This window comes from Agromyces sp. NPDC058104 (genome assembly GCF_042884835.1).
Lineage (GTDB): Bacteria > Actinomycetota > Actinomycetes > Actinomycetales > Microbacteriaceae > Agromyces.
On sequence record NZ_JBHVTD010000003.1, the window covers coordinates 94,469 to 111,834 of the forward strand.

Sequence of the window (17,366 nt, forward strand, 5' to 3'; positions counted from 1 at the left end):
CCGGGTGCCGAGGCATCCGGCCCTTCGTCGTCCCTCGGGACGCGGGCTGCCGTCGGGGGCTCCGGTGCGGCGCGGGTGAAGGCGGCAGGGGTGCTCGCCGCGGTGTCGAGGGCGCCCGAGTCGTCGGCGGCCTCGGCGGCCTCCATGTGCTTGGCCTCGGAGCGCACGATGAGCTTCTTCGCGCCCCACACGAGGAGGAGGAAGAGCACGATCACGGCGACGAAGATGTAGCCGGCCCAGTGCAGCTCGCGGCTGAGCTCGCGGTAGCTGCCCGCGGCCGCCCAGCCGACCGAGACGTACGCGAATGCCCAGATGACGCACGCGGGCGCCGTCCACGCGATGAACCTGCGGTACCGCATCGTGCTCATGCCGACGGTCAGCGGGATGAGCGAGTGCAGCACGGGCAGGAAGCGGGAGATGAAGATGGCCGGTCCGCCGCGACGGTCGAGGTAGCGCTGCGCGCGATGCCAGTTGTCCTCGCCGATCTTCCGACCCAGGCGCGAGTGCAGGATGTGCGGGCCGAACCAGCGCCCCAGGGCGAAGCCGATGCTCTCGCCGATCAGCGCGCCGACGATGACCGTGAAGGTCAGGGCGAGGTACTCGCCGACGCTGTCGACTGCGGTCGCGGCGACCAGCACGATGGTGTCGCCCGGCACGACGAGACCGATGAGCACGCTCGTCTCGAGCATGATGCCGAGTCCGGCGAGGAGGGTGCGGGCGACCGGGTCGACCGCCTGCACGGTGTTGAGGATCCAGTCGAGGATCTCGTTCATCATTCGAGGGTAACCGGGGGCGCGTGGCGGCGCGTCACCCTGCGGGATGATCAGCCAGTACCGCGGTATAAGCCGCGAGCGGTACGAGGAGGAGGAGTGCGGACGCTCCGAGCACGAGCATTCGGGGCATCGCCGCCGACGAGGATGCCGCGGGCACGACGTCGAGCCGGTCGAGCCGCGCGGCGAGCATGTCGGCGTCGGCGATCACGGTGTCGTCGCCGTAGCCGCCCGGGCCGCCCTCGCCGACGACGAGGAGCGCACCGCGGAGGGCGTCGTCGCCGGCGGCGCGTCGTGCGCGGTCGTCGGCGAGCATCTCGGCGAGCAGGATGACGGATCGCTCGGCGCGGTTCGCGATGGGGAACCAGGGGAGCGCGCTGTGCCAGGCGCGGAACGCGAGGAGCACGAGATGGTGGAGCTGGTCGAGATGCGCGCGCTCGTGGGCGATCACCGCGGCGAGCTCGTCGGGCGAGAGCGCGTCGATGAGTCCGTCGGTGAGCACGGTCGCGGTGCGGATTCCGGGCACGCAGTACGCGAGGGGGGCGGGGTGCGCGAGCACGCGCGTGTGCGGCTGCCCCGGCATGGGATCGCCGAGCAGGGCGACGAGCTGGTGCTGGCGTCGCCGCTCGCGTTCGGCGCGCACGGCCGTCAGCGCGAGGTTCAGCGCGAGGTGCGCGGCGAGGCCGGCGGCCAGCGTGAGGGCGGCGAGGTGCACGACCCCGAACTCGGGCGGGATCGGGCCCGTGAACAGGGCGGGGACGAGCGCGTGCCAAGCGCCCACCAGCGACCCCGCGGGGGAGGCGCCGAACACGAGGAGGCAGCCGATCATCGAGACGCCGCCGGCCACGGCGATGGCCTGCCAGAGCGCGAGGGCGACGGCGGGGGAACGCGCGGGCCACGCCGCACGCGAGAGGACGAGCGGGATCGGCCACGCGAGCGTGAGCGCGAGGGCGCCGAGGCCCACGGCGACGGCGATCACGGTCAGCGTTTGACGAGCTCGTCGAGGAGGCGCCGGAGCGTCGCCGCCTCGCCGTCGCTCACGGTGCCCACGAATCGGGCCAGTGCGGCGTCGCGGTCGCTCGAGCGGTCGAGCACCTCGTGCATGAGCTCTGCGGTGTGCTCCTCGCGCGAGAGGAGTGCCTGGTAGCGGTGGGGGCGGTGCTCGCGCGTGCGGCTCACGAAGCCCTTGCGCTCGAGGCGCGAGAGCACGGTGAGCACGGTGGTCGTGGCCGGGACGTGCCCGCCCTCGCCGTCGCGCATCGCGAGCGCGTCGCGCAGTTCGTTGGCCGAGAGCGCGGCGTCGCTCGACCAGAGCACCTCCATCACGGAGCGCTCGAGATCTCCGAGACTCGCCATGCCTCCAGACTACCGTCGATCGCGCATTTGTTCTACGCTTCGTAGAAGAACGTCGCTTCGGCGTTCTTCCCGTGTGAAAGAGGCATCCGTGTGAATGAGTTGCTCGACCCGCTGCTGCTCGCTCGATGGCAATTCGGTCTGACGACCGTCTACCACTTCCTGTTCGTCCCGATCACGATCGGACTCGCGACCACGGTCGCGGTCTTCCAGACGGCCTGGTTCCGCACCGACAAGGTCGAGTACCTGAAGATCACGCGGTTCTTCGGCAACCTCTTCCTGATCAACTTCGCCATGGGCGTCGTGACCGGCATCGTCCAGGAGTTCCAGTTCGGCATGAACTGGTCGGAGTACTCGCGCTTCGTCGGTGACGTGTTCGGGGCGCCGCTCGCGCTCGAGGGCCTGCTCGCCTTCTTCTTCGAGGCGACGTTCATCGGCCTCTGGATCTTCGGCTGGGACAAGCTCCCGAGAGGCATCCACCTCGCGACGATCTGGTGCACCGCGATCGGCACGATCGTGTCGGCGTACTTCATCCTCGCGGCGAACGCGTTCATGCAGAACCCGGTCGGCTACGAGATGAACGCCGAGAAGGGGCGCGCCGAGCTCGTCGACATCGGAGCGCTGCTCACGAACCCGGTGGCCCTCGCCGCCTTCCCGCACACGATCGCCGCGAGCTTCATGGTGACCGCCGGCCTCATCATCTCGGCCGCCGCCTGGCACCTGTCGCGCAACCAGCACCTCGACACGATGCGCCCCGCGCTGAAGTTCGGACTCTGGACGATGGTCGGCGCCGGCATCCTCACGACGATCTTCGGCGATCAGCTCAGCCTCGCCATGGTGGCCACGCAGCCGATGAAGATGGCCGCGGCGGAGGCGACGTACGACACCGTCTGCGGGGCCGACGCCTCGTTCTCGCTCTTCACGCTGGGCACGCCCGACGGCTCGAGCGAGCTCTTCTCGGTGCGCGTCCCGTACCTGCTCTCGCTGCTGTCGACGCATTCGTTCGACGGCTGCGTCGAGGGCATCAACGACCTCCAGGCGCAGTACACCGAGCTCTACGGTCCCGGCGACTACGCGCCCATCATCTGGGTCACCTACTGGGCGTTCCGCTGGATGATCGGCCTCGGCATGCTCCACGTCCTCATCGCGGTCGTCGGCCTCTGGGTCACCCGCAAGGGCCGGATGCCGAAGCAGCGCTGGATCTGGAAGGTCGCGATCTGGAGCTTCCCGCTCTCGCTCGCCGCCATGAGCGTCGGCTGGGTCTTCACCGAGATGGGTCGCCAGCCCTGGATCGTGTTCAGCCTGCTGCCGACCGAGTCGGCCGTGTCGCCGAACGTCACCGGACTCGACGTGCTCATCTCGCTGATCGCGTTCACGCTCGTCTACGGCGCGCTCGCGGTGGTCGAGGTGCGCCTGCTGCTGCGGGCCATCAGGAAGGGCCCGCCCGAGCTCGGCGAACCCGACCCCGAGTCGGGCCGCATCGAACCCGCCACGACGGTCTACTGAAAGGAGGAGGACAAGTGGATCTCCCCACGCTCTGGTTCTGGATCGTCGCGTTCCTCTTCGTCGGCTACTTCGTACTCGACGGCTTCGACTTCGGCGTCGGCATGTCACTGCCGTTCCTCGGCAAGGACGACACCGATCGACGTGTGCTCATCAACACCATCGGCCCCGTCTGGGACCTCAACGAGACCTGGGTGATCGTCGCGGGGGCCTCGCTCTTCGCGGCCTTCCCCGAGTGGTACGCGACGCTCTTCTCGGGCTTCTACCTCGCGCTCCTGCTCATCCTGCTCGCGCTCATCGTGCGCGGCGTCTCGTTCGAGTACCGCCACCAGCGCCCCGAGTCGCAGTGGAAGGGCCGATTCGACCTCATGATCGTCATCGGCTCCGCGGTGCCCGCGCTGCTCTGGGGCGTGGCCTTCGCGAACATCGTGCAGGGCGTGCCGCTCGACGCCGACCACAACTACACGGGCACGCTGTTCGACCTGCTGAACCCGTACGCGCTCCTCGGCGGCCTGACCACGCTCCTCCTGTTCTTCACGCACGGCGTCGTCTTCGTGTCGCTGAAGACCGAGGGCGAGCTGCGCGAGCGGGCACGCCGCCTCGCGGTGCGCTCGGGCGTCGTCACGATCGTCGTCGCCGCGACGTTCCTGCTGTGGACGGGCCTCGCGTTCGGCACCCTCTGGTTCTGGATCCTCGCCGCGGTCGCCGCGGTCGCCCTCATCGGCGGCTGGCTCGCGAACCTGCGGGGCGCGGAGGGGGTCGCGTTCACGCTCATGGCCGCGACGATCGCGGCAGCGGTGTTCGCACTGTTCGCCGCGCTCTTCCCCGAGGTGATGCCCGCGTCGAACGACCCGGCGAACAGCCTCACGATCGAGAACGCCTCGTCGACGACGTACACGCTCACGTTCATGAGCTGGGTGGCGCTGATCTTCCTGCCGCTCATCCTCGCGTACCAGGGGTGGACCTACTGGGTCTTCCGCAAGCGCGTGAGCCGCTCGGCGATCGAAGCCTCGACCCACTGAGCCGGCCGGCGTGAAACCCCTCGATCCCAGACTGGTGCGCCGCTCGCGCGCCGCCCGCGGCTTCCTCGTCGCGGGCGGTGCGCTGGCCGTGGTGCAGGCGGCGGCGATCATCGCGGTGGCGTGGTCGATCGCGACCCTCGTGGTCGGCCTCATCGAGGGCCAGCCGATGACGCAGGCGTGGCCGGCCCTCGCCGTGCTCGTGGTCGCCGCGTGCGTGCGGGCGCTCGCGAGCTGGGCCTGGGAGCTCGTCGGGTCGACGGGCGCCCAGCGCGTCAAGCGCGAGCTGCGCGCGGAGCTGCTCGCGGCCCTCGAGCGCCGGCCCGGCGGCGTCGCGGGGTTCTCGTCGGCGCGCATCGCCACGCTGCTCGGGCCCGGCCTCGATGCACTCGACGACTACTTCGGGCGCTACCTCCCGCAGTTCGTGCTCACGGTGGTCGCGACCCCCGCGTGCATCGCGGCGGCGTGGATCGCCGATCCGCTCTCGGGGCTCGTGCTCGTGATCGTGCTCCCGCTCATCCCCGTGTTCATGGCGCTCATCGGCATGGCGACCGAGGCGGTGCAGCGGCGCCAGTGGGAGAGCCTCTCCGCGCTGTCCCGGGGCTTCCTCGAGGTCGTCGGCGGGCTGTCGACGCTCATCCTCTACGGCCGCGCCGAGCGGCAGGCGCGGCGCATCCGCGAGGTGACCGACGGCTACCGCCGGCACACGATGAAGGTCCTCCGCATCACGTTCCTCTCGGGGTTCACCCTCGAGTTCGCCGCGAGCCTCTCGGTCGCGCTCGTCGCGGTGTCGATCGGCCTGCGGCTCGTCTCGGGCGACATGTCGCTCGCGCCCGGGCTCTTCGTGCTCGTGCTCGCTCCCGAGGTGTTCCTGCCCCTGCGCAACGTCGGTGCGGCGTTCCACGCCTCGGCGGCCGGGGTCACAGCCGCCGCCGACGCCTTCGCCCTGCTCGACGCCGCGGAAGCCGGGTCGGGGGCGACGGATGTGGCGGGCACCGTCGCGCCCCTGGGGCACGGCGTCGGGCACGAGGATGCCCCGGCGCACCCGCCGCACTCGGGCCTCGTCGTCACGGGCCTCGCCGTCGACCGCGGTGACCGTCGTGTGATCGACGGGCTCGACGCCGTCGTCGCGCCGAGCTCGCTCGTCGCCGTCACAGGACCGAGCGGCAGCGGAAAGTCGACCTTCTTCGCCGCGCTCCTCGGCTTCGCACCGGTCGCGGCGGGGGAGCTCTCGTGGGACGGCCGTCCGCTCGGCGACCGCGGTCGCGAGCACATCGCCTGGGCCGGCCAGACACCGATGCTCCTGGCCGGCACCGTCGCCGACAACGTGCGACTCGGCGACGAGGCGGCCGACCCGTCGCTCCTCGGGCGGGCGTTCGCCGTCGCCGGAGTCGATGTGCCCGCCGAGCTCGTGCTCGGCCCGGGCGGCGCGGGCCTGTCGGGCGGGCAGGCGCAGCGGGTCGCGATCGCGCGCGCGGTGCACCGGCTCCTCGCCCGCCGGCTGCCGATCCTCCTCCTCGACGAGCCCACCTCGGCGCAGGATGCCGGCCGCGAGTCGTCCCTCGTCGACGGCCTGCGCGAGCTCGCCGACGGGGGAGTCGCGGTGCTCGTCGCGTCGCACCGTCCGGCGCTTCTCGACGCCGCCGACGGCCTCATCGAACCGGCGGTGTCCCATGTCTGAACCTCGCACCGCCCGCAGCGGGCCCGTCGGCCGCTCGGTGCTCCGCACGAGCATCCCGCCGTTCAGTCGGTTGCTGCCCTCGGTGCTCTTCGGCATCCTCTCCGGAGGTTCGGCCGTCGTGCTCCTCGCCTGCTCGGCGTGGCTCATCGCCCGCGCCGCCGAGCAGCCGCCCGTGCTCTACCTCTCGCTCGCCATCGTCGGGGTGCGTGCGTTCGCGCTCGGTCGCGCGGTGTTCCGCTACCTCGAGCGGCTGAGCGGTCACGATGCCGCGTTCCGCCAGCTCGCCGCGATCCGCAGCGGCATCTTCGAACGGATGCTGCCCGTCGCCCCCGACGGCATCGCGGCGCTTCGCCGCGGTGAGCTGCTGTCGCGATTCGTCGGCGACGTCGACGAGCTGCAGAACGTGCCGCTGCGGGCGGTGCAACCGGTCGTGAGCGCGCTCGTCGTGCTGCTCGGCGCGGTCGTGGGTGTCGCCCTGCTCGCGCCGGGTTCGGCGTTCGCCCTGCTCGGATGCCTCGTGCTCGGCGTCGGCGCGACGCTGCTCGTGCAGCGCGTGGTCGCCGCCCGGGCCGAGACGCGGCTCGCGCCGCTGCGAGGCGAGCTGCAGGCCGCGGTCGTCGACCAGGTGCAGTCGCTCGAGATGCTCGTCGCGTTCGACGCGGCGGCGGCCGGGCGTGCGCGCATCGACGCGCTCGGCGAGCGGTTGGCCCGGCTCACCCGGGCGAGCGCCTCCGCGGCGGGAGCAGCCGCGGCGATCATGTCGGCGATCGGCGGCATCGCGGTCGCCGCGGCCGTCGTCACCGCGCAGCCCCTGCTCGCCGATGGACGCATCGACGGCCCGACCTTCGCCGTGCTCTGCCTTGTGCCGCTCGCGATCGCCGAGGTCGCCGCGGCGATCCCGCCGGCGGCCAGCGCGTGGCGGCTCGGCCGGGTGAGCGCCGAGCGCGTCGCGGGCGCGGTGCCGGGGCAGGTGCCCGTCGAGATCCCCATGGCGCCCGCGAGCCCGGTCGCGGCGCCGACCGCCGTGCCCACGCCGGCCATCTCGCTGCGCGGCGTCACGGCGAGCTGGCCCGGAGCCGCCGCACCGACGCTCGACGGCCTCGACCTCGAGCTGGCGCCCGGCGAGCGGGTGCTCGTGCGCGGCGAGTCGGGTGCGGGCAAGTCGACGCTCGCGCACGTGCTCGTGCGGTTCCTCGAGACGAGCGGCTCGTACCGCATCGGGGGAGTCGAGGCATCCGAGCTCGACCCCCGCGACGTGCGCGGTCTCGTGGGCCTCGTCGAGCAACGGCCGTGGCTCTTCGACGAGGACGTGCGCCAGAACCTCGTCTTCGCGCGCGACACGGCGAGCGACGACGAGCTGCTCGAGGTGCTCGACCGGGTGGGCCTGCGGGAGTGGGTGCTCGAGCGCGGCGGGCTCGGCGCCGGGGTCGGCGAGCGGGGCTCGCTCGTCTCGGGCGGGCAGGCGCAGCGACTCGCGCTCGCCCGGGCGATGCTCGCGGGGTTCCCCGTGCTCGTGCTCGACGAGCCGACCGCGAACGTCGACCGCGACCGAGCCGATGCGCTGCTGCGCGACCTCCTCGGCGCGGCCGAGGGAGACGGGCGCACCGTCGTGCTGATCTCCCACGTGCCCGTCGACCCGTCGCTGGTCGACCGGGTCGTCACGATCGCCGGCGGACGCGCGCACGAGTCGAACCCGGTCGGCGCCCGCGACTGAGTCGTTCGCCGCAGGCCCTGGGTCGCTGGGGGTCCGGTTCCTGCGGTCCTCCGACACTGAGTCGCTGGGCGGGTCAGTGTCGGAACGACGCGTCGGCGAGCGGCCGGGGGCGTGGGACGCGCCCTAGGCTTGGGGGATGCCCCGTCGAATCCGGTCTCGCGTGCTGCCCTTCTGGCGCGACCCAGCCGAGGTGTTCGGGCTCCGCTACGCCGACGCCGAGCACGTCGTCTGGCTCGACGGCGGCGACGACGCGACCGGCATGAGCGTGCTCGGTCGCGCGCACCCCGCGAGCGAGCTCGTGACCGCCGTGCTCGCCGCCGGCGAGGGCGAGGCGCTCGGCACCGGCCGCGTCGAGGTGGTGCGTCCGGCGTCGGATGCCCCGGTCGCCACGGTGCAGGAGGGGGCGGTCTTCGACCTGCTCGCCGAGGCGCTCGCGATGCCCGCGGTCGAGCTCGAGCCCGAGGTCGCCGCACCGGGTCCGCTCGGCTGGTTCGGCTGGTTCGGCTACGAGCTCGGCGCGGCCGCCGACGGGGTGCCGGTAGCGCACGCGGAGACGCCAGATGCGGCGTTCCTCTTCCTCGACCGGGTGCTCGTCTTCGATCACGCCGCGCGCGAGCTGCGGCTCGTCTGGCTCGACTCGGACGACGCTGCGGCGTGGGCCGAGGCGGAGGAGGCGGCGCTCCGCGAGCGGGTGCCGGCCGTCCGCGCGGGGGCGGGCACGGGGCATCCGCACCGCCCGACCTCGTCGGACGGTCGCCCGGCAGGGGCGCGCTGGCGCCACGACGCCGCCCGCTACGCGGAGCTGATCGACGCCTGCCAGGCGGCGATCGTGCGCGGCGACGCCTACCAGCTGTGCCTCACGAACCGCGTCGACGTCGACGCGCACCCCGACCCGGCCGAGGCCTACCTCGCGCTCCGGGCGTCGAGCCCGAGCCACCACGGCGGCTACGTGCGGTTCGGCGAGCACGCCCTGCTCAGCGCCTCGCCCGAGCAGTTCCTGCTCGTCGAGCCATCCGGGCGCGTCTCCACGAAGCCGATGAAGGGCACCCGGCCGCGCGACGCCGACCCGGTCCGCGACGCCGCGCTCCGTGCCGAGCTCCTCGCGAGCGACAAGGAGCGCGCCGAGAACCTCATGATCGTCGACCTCATGCGCAACGACCTCGGGCGCATCGCCGAACTCGGCAGCGTCGGCGTCGAGGAGCTTCTCGAGGTCGAGGAGTACGCGCACGTGCACCAGCTCGTCTCGACGGTGCACGCGCGCATCGCACCGCCGCTCTCGGTGCTCGACGTCGTGCGGGCGGCGTTCCCCGCCGGGTCGATGACGGGCGCGCCCAAGCACAGCGCGATGTCGATCCTGCACGGGCTCGAACAGGGGCCGCGCGGCGTCTACTCGGGCGCGTTCGGCTACCTCGGCGTCGACGGCGGCGCCGATCTCGCCATGGTGATCCGCTCGATCGTGCTCGCCCCGTCGGGTGCGAGCATCGGCACGGGCGGCGGCATCACGGCGCTCTCGGTGGCGGCGGAGGAGATCGAGGAGACCCGCGTGAAGGCCCGCGCCCTGCTCGCCGTGCTCGGCGCGGCATCCACCCCCGGTGAGTGACTAGGCTGGATACCCGAGTGCGCCGTGCTCCGGCGCGCCCTGCAGACCCCGCGGCGCAGCCCGCCGAGCGACAGACGATTGAGAGTCACGTGGCACACGATCACGACCCTGCACACGCCGAATCCGGCGCGTACGACTTCGCCGCCATCCAGGCGAAGTGGCTTCCCGTGTGGGACGAGCTCGAGCCGTTCCGCGCCGGGGCGTCGGGCGACACGCGGCCCCGCAAGTACGTGCTCGACATGTTCCCGTACCCCTCCGGCGACCTGCACATGGGTCACGCCGAGGCGTTCGGCTTCGGCGACATCGCCGCGCGCTACTGGCGCCACCAGGGCTTCGACGTGCTGCACCCGATCGGATGGGACTCGTTCGGGCTGCCCGCCGAGAACGCGGCGATCAAGCGCGGCGCCGATCCCCGCGAGTGGACCTACGCGAACATCGCGCAGCAGAAGGCCTCGTTCCGCCAGTACGCGCCGAGCTTCGACTGGTCGCGCGAGCTGCACACGAGCGACCCCGAGTACTACAAGTGGAACCAGTGGCTGTTCCTGAAGCTCTACGAGAAGGGCATCGCCTACCGCAAGGCGGGCCAGGTCAACTGGTGCCCCAACGACCAGACCGTGCTCGCGAACGAGCAGGTCGTCGACGGCCACTGCGAGCGCTGCGGCGCCGTCGTCACGAAGAAGGCGCTGACGCAGTGGTACTTCCGCGTCACCGACTACGCCGACCGCCTGCTCGACGACCTCAACCAGCTCGAGGGCAGCTGGCCGTCGAAGGTCGTCTCCATGCAGCGCAACTGGATCGGCCGCTCGGCCGGTGCCGACGTCGAGTTCGAGATCGAGGGCCGTGAGGGCCGGGTACCGGTGTTCACGACCCGCCCCGACACCCTCTACGGCGCGACGTTCATGGTCGTCGCGGTCGACTCCGACCTCGCGGCCGAGCTCGCGGGCGGGGCCTCCGCCGAGGTGCGCATGCGCTTCCAGGACTACCTCGACTCGGTGCGCGCCGAGTCCGACATCGAGCGACTCTCGACCGACCGCCCGAAGACCGGCGTCTTCCTCGAGCGGTACGCGATCAACCCGCTGAACGGCGAGCGGCTGCCGATCTGGGCGAGCGACTACGTGCTGGCCGACTACGGCCACGGCGCGATCATGGCCGTGCCCGCGCACGACCAGCGCGACCTCGACTTCGCGCGCGCCTTCGAGCTGCCCGTGCGCGTCGTCGTCGACACCAACGCTCCAGTCACCGGCGTCATCCCCGTCATCCCGCTCGACGAGAACGGCGTCCCGTACCTGCCTGAAGACCTGCCGCCGCTCGACCCGGCCGGCACCGGCGTCGCCCTGACGGGCGAGGGCCGCCTCATCAACTCGGGCCCGCTCGACGGACTCTCGAAGTCGAACGCCATCCGTCGTGCGATCGAGATCCTCGACGAGCGCGGGACCGGGCGTGCCGCGAAGAACTACCGCCTGCGCGACTGGCTGATCTCGCGCCAGCGCTTCTGGGGCACGCCCATCCCGATCGTCCATTGCCCCGACTGCGGCGAGGTGCCGGTGCCCGAGAGCGAGCTCCCGGTGCGCCTGCCCGACGCGGCCGGACTCGACCTGAAGCCGAAGGGCTCGAGCCCGCTCGGCGCGGCCGAGGACTGGGTGAACGTCGCCTGCCCGAACTGCGGCGGCGCGGCCAAGCGCGACTCCGACACGATGGACACCTTCGTCGACAGCTCGTGGTACTACCTGCGGTACCTGAACGCGAACGACGACGGCCGGGCGTTCGACCCGGCCGAGGCCGAGAAGTGGGCGCCCGTCGACCAATACGTCGGCGGCGTCGAGCACGCGATCCTGCACCTGCTCTACTCGCGCTTCATCACGAAGGTGCTGTTCGACCTCGGCTACCTCGGCTTCACCGAGCCGTTCACCTCGCTGCTGAACCAGGGCATGGTCCTCATGGACGGCTCGAAGATGTCGAAGTCGAAGGGCAACCTCGTCGAGTTCGCGTCCGAGCTCGCCGCCCACGGCACCGACGCGCTGCGCGTGACGCTCGCCTTCGCGGGCCCGCCCGAGGACGACATCGATTGGGCCGACCTCTCGCCCGTCGGCTCGGCGAAGTTCCTCGCGCGCGCCTGGCGCATCGCCGGCGAGGTCTCGTCGTCGCCCGAGGTCGACTGGTCGACCGGTGACCGCACGCTGCGCCGCATCACCCACCGACTGCTCGCGGATGCTCCGGGGCTCGCGGAGGCGTACAAGTTCAACGTCATCGTGGCGCGCCTCATGGAGCTCGTGAACGCGACCCGCAAGGCGATCGACTCGGGGCCCGGGGCATCCGATGCCGCGGTGCGCGAGGCGGCCGAGGTCACCGCGATGGTGCTCGACCTGTTCGCGCCGTACACCGCCGAAGACATGTGGCAGCGCCTCGGCTACGAGCCGACGGTCGCGCTCGTGCCGTGGCGCAAGGCCGACCCCGCGCTCCTCATCGAGGAGCAGGTCACCGCGGTCGTGCAGGTCGACGGCAAGGTGCGCGATCGCCTCGAGGTCTCGCCGAAGATCTCGGCCGACGAGCTCGAGCAGCTCGCGCGGGCCTCCGAGGCCGTGATCCGCACGGTCGGCGACCGCGAGGTCGTCAACGTGATCGTGCGCGCACCGCGCCTCGTCAACATCGCCACGCGCGGCTGACGGCTGCCCTGACGACGTGGCCGGCGGCAGCGCCGCCGGCCACGTTCAGCCCCCGCCAAGGCGGCGTCGATAGCGTCGGAGGATGACGTTCGGGGGCGGCATCGCGGGTTCTGGTCGAGTTCGGATGCCACGGGGGAATCACTTCGCGGTGACCTGGTCGATCCCCGACGACTACGGCGGCATGACCGGCGCGCTGCTCGCCCGCTCGTCGTCGTTCGCGCGACTGGGCGGCGTCGAGGTCGACGTGCTCACCTTCGATGCTCGCCCCGACACTCGCGAGCTCGAGCAGCGGCTGCGCGACCGCGGCGCGATCGTCGACGGCGTCGGGATCGTCAACCTCTACGACTGGTTGCGCACGAATCCGCTGCCCGGCGGCAGCCTGCGGCTCGAGCGCGACGCGTTCACGCCGCTCGCCAACCACGAGGCCGACGAGACGACGGCACGGAGCGGCCGCGTGGTCGCGAGGATCCGCCGCGACGCCGACGGCCGGGTGCTGCAGATCGACCACCTGCGCGATGACGGCAGCCTCGTGCTCAGCGACCGCAGAGACACCCGGCGACGCGGCGAGCCCGGCGGACGCTCGCTGGTGCTCTGCGACGAGGCGGGGCGCCCGGTGCGCTCCTGGCGCCGCGCGTGGCCGCTCTACACCGCGTGGCTCGACGCGCTCACGGCGTCCACCCCGAGCTTCATGATCGTCGACAGCAAGACGATCGCCCCCTTCATGCTGGGCTATCGGCGTTCGCACGTCGTGACGGCCCACGTGGTGCACGCCTCGCACCGTGCCGCACCGGGAGGAGGGCACCCCGTGCGCGAGTCACGGCGGGAGGTGTTCGAGCATCTCGACGACTTCGATCTCGTCGCGCTGCTGTCGCGTCGTCAGGCGGCGGAGGTCGCCGAGATCGCCGGGCCGCACGAGCACCTGGCCGTCATCCCCAACGCGCGCCCGCCACGAGACGCCTCCGACGGGCCGGACGCGCCCGGCCGGCGGGCGAGCGATGCGCTCCGGCCGGTCGGAGCGGGTGTCGTGCTCGCCTCGCTGACTTCGCGGAAGCGGGTGTCGGACGCGATCGAGGCGGTCGCCGCGGCGTCCGCGGCGGCGCCGCGCGGGGAAGCGACGCCGCGGGGGCGCCCGTCGCCGCTCACGCTCGACGTCTACGGCGACGGCGAGGAGCGTGAGCCGCTCGAACGGCTGGCCGCCGGCACGCCGGGCGTGCGCCTCCACGGCTTCGCTGCCGATGCGCGTCGGCACCTCGCGGAGCGCTCGTTCCTCGTCCTGACCTCGCGCTCGGAGGGCTTCCCCCTCGTGCTCGTCGAGGCGATGGCGGCCGGCTGCATCCCGATCGCGTACGACATCCGTTACGGCCCGGCCGACCTCATCCGCGACGGGAGGAACGGTCTGCTGGTGCCGAGCGGCGACGTCGAGGCACTCGCCGCCGCGATCCGCTCGCTCCAACGGATGCCGCCGCGCAAGGTCGCGTCCATGCGACGTGCCGCGCGGCGGAGCGCGCGGGCGTTCGACGAGCGCAGGGTGGTCGCGACGTGGGCGCGCGAGCTGTCGTGGGCGCTGGCGCGCCGCGAGCTCCGTCGCTCGCACCGGGTGCCTCGGCTCCGGGCCGTGCTGCAGCGAGTGCCGTTCGGGCCGCGAGTGCGGCGCATCGCCGTGCGGGCGCGGGCGGCGGTCGGCCGTCTCGGGGTCACGGGTCCGCGGTCCCGGCGGGCGCGCTGACCGCGTCGGGCGCGGGCATGGTCCACGCGGCGCGTCGGTGACTCCTCCTCGACAGCCGGAGCGTGCCGCGGACTCTCCGACGCAGCTCGCCGCGCGATGACGCCGGGCGCATTCGCCCGTAGATTTCGGGAATGCCGCCGCCCGACCCGCCCGACCCGCTCGCCGCGCTCGATCCCTCGGCGCGGCGGGCCTCGGCTCGCGTGCGACTCGGTGTCGGTGCGGCCGTCGCCCTCTTCATCGCCGCGGTCGCCGTCGCGGCGATGCTGTCGTTCACGAGCGCGGGCGGCGGGGCCCAGCCGAGCATCTCCTTCGCGGACTCCGGCGGCGGGGGAGCGGCCGGCGCCGACGCGGCGACCCCTGCCGCCGCCTCGCCGTCGGTGGTGCTCGTGCACGTCCTCGGCGCCGTCGCCGAGCCGGGGCTCGTCGAGCTCGACGACGGTGCCCGGGTCGTCGATGCGATCGCCGCCGCCGGCGGACTGGCCGCCGATGCCGATCCCGCCGGGGTGAATCTCGCGCGCGCGGTCGCCGACGGGGAGCAGCTGGTGGTGCCGGTCGTCGGGGCGCCACCGGCGGAGGGTGCGGGCGCGGGCGCCGTCGTCGGCGCGCCCTCCGACGGCAAGGTGCATCTCAACACGGCCGACGTCGCCGAGCTCGACACCCTGCCGCGCATCGGGCCGGCCCTCGCCCAGCGCATCATCGACTGGCGCGAGGCCAACGGGCCGTTCACGAGCACCGAACAACTGCTCGACGTCGCGGGCATCGGCGACGCCGTGTACTCGGGGCTCGCCGATCTGGTCGCACTCTGAATGCGCGACGCGAGGCTGGCCGCACCCGCCGTCTCCGCCTGGGCGGCGGCGTGGGCGGTGGTCGCCGCGCCCGACGCCGGGATTCCGCCCTGGATGCCGCTCTCGGCGCTCTGGGCGCTCGCAGCGATGCTGCTCGTCGTCGCGCTGCTCGGGCGGAGGTCCGGGCGGGAGGGCGGTCGCGGGCTCGACCCGCGAACGTCGCGTCCGCGGCTCGTCGGTGCGGCCGCGACCGCGTCGATCGCCGCCGTCGCGGCCGCGCTCGTCGCGACCTCGGCCGGCATCGCCCTCTCCGCCAGGGATGCCTCACCGCTGGCGGCTGCGGCCGAGGCGCGATCGCCCGTCGACGTCGTCGTGGAGCTCACCGCGGCGCCGCGAGCGATGGCGTCGATGATGCCGGCGTGGGCGGAGCCGGCCGCGTCGGCCGATCAGCGCGGCGACAGTGGGACGCCGCCGCCGGTGCGCTCTTCGATGCGCATCGAGGGCCGTCTCCTGAGCGTCGACGGGGCGCCGGTCTCGCCCGTGCCGGTCGGCGGCGTCGTGGATGCGGTGCCGTCGACGCTCCAACTCGGCGCGAGGGTGTCCTTCACGGCCCGCGCGTCGCCGGAGTCCTCGGTCGAGGCGTCCGCGTTCAGGCTGCGGGCGCAGTCCGAGGTCGAGGTGGCCCCGCCGCCCGCGTGGCTCGCGTGGAGCGCGAGACTCCGGACCGGCTTCGCCGACGCGGCCACCCGACTCGGGGGCGACGGCGGCGCGCTCGTGCCCGGTCTCGCGATCGGCGACACGAGCGCGGTGGGCGAACCGCTCGATGCGGCGATGAAGGCGAGCTCGCTGAGCCACCTCACCGCGGTGTCGGGCGCGAACTGCGCGATCATCACGGCCGTCGCCTTCGCGCTGGCCGCAGCCCTGGGGCTGCGACGGGGCCTCCGCGTGATCGTCGCACTGCTCGCGCTCGGCGCATTCGTCGTGCTGGTGACGCCCGAGTCGAGCGTCGTCAGGGCGGCCGCGATGGCGGTCGTCGTGCTCATCGCGGTCGCGGCCGGGCGACCCGGCGGCGGGCTCGCGGCACTCGCGCTGGCGGTGGTGGTGCTGCTCGTCGTCGACCCCTGGTACTCCCGCGACTACGGATTCGCGCTGTCGGTGTGCGCGACCGCGGGGCTCTTGCTGTTGGCCGGGCCGCTCTCGCAGGCGCTCGCACGGGTGATGCCCGTGCCGCTCGCCGTCGTGCTCGGGGTGCCGCTCGCCGCGCAGCTCGCGTGCCAGCCGGTGCTCGTGCTGCTCGACCCGGCGATCGCGGTCTACGGGGTGCCGGCGAACCTGCTCGCGGCGCCGGCCGCACCGGTAGGCACCGTCGCCGGCCTCATCGGCTGCCTGCTGCTGCCGGTGCTGCCCTCGCTCGGGTACGCCGCCCTGCAGCTCGCGTGGCTGCCTGCGCAGTGGATCGCGGTCATCGCGCACACGACGGCGGCGATGCCGGGCGGGCGCCTGCCCTGGCTTCCGGATGCCCCGGGCGCGCTGCTGCTCGCCGTGTGCACCGCGCTCGCGCTGCGGCTCGCGCTCGGGCGCCCGCTCGCACGCCGCGCGCGGTCGCTCGTCGCCGGCGCCCTCATCGTCGCCGTCGCGGTCCAGGTGGGCGTCGTCGTCGGCGGGCCGGCCGTCACGCGGGCGCTGCGACCGGGCGACTGGGTGGTCGCCGCCTGCGACGTCGGGCAGGGTGATGCCGTGATCCTCCGCTCCGGGGACGCCACCGCGTTGATCGACACCGGGCCCGACCCGACCGCGCTCACCCGGTGCCTCCATCTGCTCGGCATCGAGCGCATCGACCTGCTCGTGCTCACCCACTGGGACGCCGACCACGTCGGCGGTGTCGCCGCGGTCGAGGGCATCGTGTCCACCGTGCTGCACGGACCGCTCGACGGCGAACGCTCATCGCGAGCGCTCGACCCGCTGCTCGCCGAGGGCGCCGAGGCGATTCCGGTGACGGCCGGCGCGCACGGCACCCTCGGCGGCACGCGCTGGCGCACGCTCTGGCCGGCGCCCGACACCCCGCCGGGCAATGACGCGAGCGTCGTGCTCGAGGTCATGGCGCCGAGCTATCACGGGGTGTTCCTCGGTGATCTGGGCGAAGACGCGCAGCGGCGGATGCTCACCGACTCGGGCCTCGGGCACGTCGATCTCGTGAAGGTGGCGCATCATGGCTCGGCCGACCAGCGCGACGCCCTCTACGAGCGGATGGATGCGGAGGTGGGCCTCATCGGCGTCGGCGCCGACAACGGGTACGGCCACCCGACGGGCCGGCTGCTCGAGCTGCTCGACCGCGTCGGCACGGTGCCGCTGCGCACCGACGTGTCGGGCACGATCGCCCTCTCGCCCGCCGAGGGCGGCATGCGGGTGTGGACCGAGCGCGGCGGGGCCGGCGTGTCGGCGCTCCGCGACCCTCGGGGCGGGTGAGCCGACTCCGTCGTCGACGAAGGCGTCGACGAAGGACGCGAGCGGGCGCGGGCCGGGAGCCGGCGAGAACGGGCAGAACCCCCGGG

The 17,366-nt window shown here is 73.1% G+C and carries 11 protein-coding genes and 1 pseudogene; 9 read left to right on the forward strand and 3 right to left on the reverse strand.

Features of this window, described 5'->3' with window-relative positions:
- Positions 1–104: 104 nt before the first annotated feature.
- The 3 genes and pseudogenes from ACFVTH_RS14230 to ACFVTH_RS14240 all read right to left on the reverse strand — a co-directional run.
- A pseudogene (locus ACFVTH_RS14230) lies at positions 105–773 on the reverse strand (DedA family protein); the annotation flags it as partial.
- Positions 774–807: 34 nt separating this feature from the next.
- Complete coding sequence (locus ACFVTH_RS14235; RefSeq protein ID WP_387092135.1) at positions 808–1,749, reverse strand: M56 family metallopeptidase; 942 nt, start codon at positions 1,747–1,749, stop codon at positions 808–810.
- 2 nt (positions 1,750–1,751) lie between these two features.
- On the reverse strand, positions 1,752–2,126 hold the full coding sequence (locus ACFVTH_RS14240; RefSeq protein WP_387092138.1) for a BlaI/MecI/CopY family transcriptional regulator: 375 nt from the start codon (positions 2,124–2,126) through the stop codon (positions 1,752–1,754).
- Positions 2,127–2,216: 90 nt separating this feature from the next.
- Between ACFVTH_RS14240 and ACFVTH_RS14245 the strand changes: the two genes are divergently transcribed.
- The 9 genes from ACFVTH_RS14245 (at position 2,217) to ACFVTH_RS14285 (ending at position 17,280) form a co-directional block, all read left to right on the forward strand.
- Entirely contained in the window at positions 2,217–3,629 is a 1,413-nt protein-coding gene (locus ACFVTH_RS14245; protein WP_387092141.1) for a cytochrome ubiquinol oxidase subunit I, read from the forward strand.
- A 14-nt stretch (positions 3,630–3,643) separates the two neighbouring features.
- Positions 3,644–4,648, forward strand: a complete 1,005-nt coding sequence (gene cydB, locus ACFVTH_RS14250; RefSeq protein WP_387092144.1) for a cytochrome d ubiquinol oxidase subunit II — start codon at positions 3,644–3,646, stop codon at positions 4,646–4,648.
- Positions 4,649–4,658: 10 nt separating this feature from the next.
- On the forward strand, positions 4,659–6,326 hold the full coding sequence (gene cydD / locus ACFVTH_RS14255) for a thiol reductant ABC exporter subunit CydD (protein ID WP_387092146.1): 1,668 nt from the start codon (positions 4,659–4,661) through the stop codon (positions 6,324–6,326).
- The gene (cydC, locus tag ACFVTH_RS14260) at positions 6,319–8,040 is read left to right on the forward strand and encodes a thiol reductant ABC exporter subunit CydC (protein ID WP_387092149.1); all 1,722 of its coding nucleotides are present in this window, start codon (positions 6,319–6,321) and stop codon (positions 8,038–8,040) included. Before cydD ends, cydC begins: the two co-directional genes overlap by 8 nt.
- 136 nt (positions 8,041–8,176) lie before the next feature.
- Complete coding sequence (pabB, locus tag ACFVTH_RS14265; protein WP_387092152.1) at positions 8,177–9,640, forward strand: aminodeoxychorismate synthase component I; 1,464 nt, start codon at positions 8,177–8,179, stop codon at positions 9,638–9,640.
- 89 nt (positions 9,641–9,729) lie between these two features.
- Positions 9,730–12,303 (forward strand): leucine--tRNA ligase, encoded by a 2,574-nt coding sequence (gene leuS / locus ACFVTH_RS14270; RefSeq protein WP_387092155.1) that lies wholly within the window; start codon positions 9,730–9,732, stop codon positions 12,301–12,303.
- 148 nt (positions 12,304–12,451) lie between these two features.
- Positions 12,452–14,029: a glycosyltransferase gene (locus tag ACFVTH_RS14275; protein ID WP_387092158.1), complete on the forward strand. Its 1,578-nt coding sequence runs from the start codon at positions 12,452–12,454 to the stop codon at positions 14,027–14,029.
- A 131-nt stretch (positions 14,030–14,160) separates the two neighbouring features.
- A complete protein-coding gene (locus ACFVTH_RS14280; protein ID WP_387092161.1) occupies positions 14,161–14,835 on the forward strand; it encodes a ComEA family DNA-binding protein in 675 nt (224 codons plus the stop codon).
- The gene (locus tag ACFVTH_RS14285; RefSeq protein WP_387092164.1) at positions 14,836–17,280 is read left to right on the forward strand and encodes a ComEC/Rec2 family competence protein; all 2,445 of its coding nucleotides are present in this window, start codon (positions 14,836–14,838) and stop codon (positions 17,278–17,280) included. It abuts the gene before it with no gap.
- Positions 17,281–17,366 lie beyond the last annotated feature (86 nt).

Coding starts and splice junctions, on each gene's coding strand:
- cydC (WP_387092149.1), top strand. CDS start 6,319: ATGTCTGAACCTCGCACCGCCCGCAGCGGGCCCGTCGGCCGCTCGGTG.
- ACFVTH_RS14280 (WP_387092161.1), top strand. CDS start 14,161: ATGCCGCCGCCCGACCCGCCCGACCCGCTCGCCGCGCTCGATCCCTCG.
- pabB (WP_387092152.1), top strand. CDS start 8,177: ATGCCCCGTCGAATCCGGTCTCGCGTGCTGCCCTTCTGGCGCGACCCA.
- ACFVTH_RS14240 (WP_387092138.1), bottom strand. CDS start 2,126: ATGGCGAGTCTCGGAGATCTCGAGCGCTCCGTGATGGAGGTGCTCTGG.
- ACFVTH_RS14285 (WP_387092164.1), top strand. CDS start 14,836: ATGCGCGACGCGAGGCTGGCCGCACCCGCCGTCTCCGCCTGGGCGGCG.